The sequence below is a fragment of the Paraburkholderia sp. RL18-085-BIA-A genome (assembly GCF_046027075.1).
Classification (GTDB): domain Bacteria; phylum Pseudomonadota; class Gammaproteobacteria; order Burkholderiales; family Burkholderiaceae; genus Paraburkholderia.
In genome coordinates this window covers 1-1,551 of sequence record NZ_JARESU010000405.1, presented here as the reverse complement: position 1 = coordinate 1,551, position 1,551 = coordinate 1, and the positions used below count along the sequence as shown (strand labels likewise).

The 1,551-nt window shown below is 57.7% G+C and carries 2 protein-coding genes; both read right to left on the bottom strand.

The features are described from left to right. Positions 1 to 194: 194 nt before the first annotated feature. Positions 195 to 467 carry a DUF1488 family protein gene (locus P0D89_RS52805; protein WP_408371120.1) on the bottom strand — a complete coding sequence of 91 codons (273 nt, stop codon included), beginning with the start codon at positions 465 to 467 and terminating at the stop codon, positions 195 to 197. Between the two features lie 206 nt (positions 468 to 673). Beyond that, complete coding sequence (locus tag P0D89_RS52800) at positions 674 to 1,201, bottom strand: hypothetical protein (protein ID WP_408371121.1); 528 nt, start codon at positions 1,199 to 1,201, stop codon at positions 674 to 676. Positions 1,202 to 1,551 lie beyond the last annotated feature (350 nt).

Below are 1,551 nucleotides of genomic sequence, written 5' to 3'. Positions count from 1 at the left end.
GCTCGTGCGCGATAACCTGGGACACGCTTCACTCACGACAACAAGCCAATACCTTCACGTGGACGATGATCGTCGTCATCGCGAAACCGATGCAAAGCATCGCATAGAGTGGTGATGCAAGACGGACCGGAATCCGCACCCTATCTGCGCTTGCACTCTTTCCACTTTCGGCAGCCATGCAGATAAGGCGAGGCTCAGCGCCTGATCCGAAAATCGTCGATATTGAGCTGGACGAGTTCCCCGGGCCGCAGCCGGACTTTCCTTTCAGCGACCGCGACAATGCGTTGGCGTCCGTCTGCAAACGCTTTGAATATGCGAGCCTGGTCGGCACCTGCCGGCAACCAGAAATGCTCTTCAAGCGCCTCACGCGTGATCGAGCATTCGACATCGCCGCGCTGACCAGGCAAACGGAATACGATCGCGCGTCGGTCTGCCGTTACGTCAGGCGCGAGATCAACAATATCCATGCGAATCCTCATCGAATCTGTCCACAGCACCGCTGCGTCGCTCGACGAAGGAATTCTTGCACGGTGCAATGAGCGTCATGGGGGGACTCCGTCCTGCAATGCTGTTTTTGCCCTTTGAGGGTTATAGCCACAGTCGTTGACCGTTAGTTGCGCGTCGGGAGCGCATTAGACCAATTGAAGGTGAGCTTTTTCGGGACCGGAAGGTACTAAGCCAGAAAGCGCTGCATGTTCGAGAGGGCATGCACGGTGCGCACGAAATGACGCGCGGATTTTCGCCTGGGGGCACGTGCCCGATGCGCAGGCTCTCCCATCTGGCGTTTGCCATCGCAGAAGTGCGTTTCGTCGACAGCGAGACGAACAGCGACCATCCGTACGTGGATGAATTGCGAGACCACAACCCGTTCAAAAGCTACAAAGAACGCTAGACGCGGAACGCAGGCGACCACATACGCATACAGTTTTGGAGGACCATCGATGAACGTCGCCCGCCCGGCGACGATGTTCACGTGGCGGCCAGGCCCTCTCGCTGAGTTGCAATTTCGCAGCCACGCCGAGTCGACGCTCACGGCCGCGACATGGCTGGACTCGCGAGCCTGCATGTCTGCAACGGCTTGGGGTAGCTTCGCGATGTCACGCTCGATATCAGCGTCCAGCTGTTTTCCAATGTCGAGGATCCGATGCCGGATGCCGCTGGACGAAATGCCCTTGTCCAGCGGCAGCACTTCCTTGAGCATGGCCGCGGCGTGCCGGTATGGCAAATGAGCTGCCCACTTCGCCTGGAGGGATTCCGGCTCCGGAGTGACGCGCCAGGTTGGGTCTTTGGACTACCCAGGCCTTCGAGGCCTGGGAAAGCGTGACGTGCTCTCCAATGCTGGAGCGCCTTGCAGCTTAAATTAGGTTTCCTTACGTCATTCATGTTCGGCCGCTCGTCAACCGATAATTTGACAGTACCCGTAGGACGGTGAGCTTCAGAGAGTTTTTCGGAAGAAAAGCTGCGCCAACCACCAACCATTTCCGCTGTCGCACGTTTCTTGAAGCCTAGCCTGGCAAGAGGTTGCGGGAGATTTTCTGTTTTCGAGGATGG